Below are 232 nucleotides of genomic sequence, written 5' to 3'. Positions count from 1 at the left end.
AGTCGGCGGTTGATCACCCCAGTGAGGTACGCTAACACGAGTCCCAACAGGAGGACGCCGAGCGCCAGCCAGATCCGGTACGGGACGTTTGCGAGGAACTCGGGGACGGTGATCTGGGCCGCGGACATGGGTCAGTACTCCTCCGGATCGATCTCCAAGACGAGTTCGCCCGCCTTGAACGCGCGGACGAGCCCGTCGGACTCGGAGAGCACGATCGAAGTCGAGTTGGTGT

General features: G+C 63.4%; 1 pseudogene. It reads right to left on the bottom strand.

What is annotated here, in order from left to right:
- Positions 1-131 precede the first annotated feature (131 nt).
- Positions 132-232, bottom strand: a pseudogene (locus EXE44_RS19455) (diadenylate cyclase); the annotation flags it as partial.

This window comes from Halorubrum sp. SS7 (genome assembly GCF_005435055.1).
Lineage (GTDB): Archaea > Halobacteriota > Halobacteria > Halobacteriales > Haloferacaceae > Halorubrum > Halorubrum salinarum.
The sequence above is the reverse complement of the archived record's forward strand: the minus strand, read 5'-3'. Positions and strand labels throughout refer to the sequence as shown.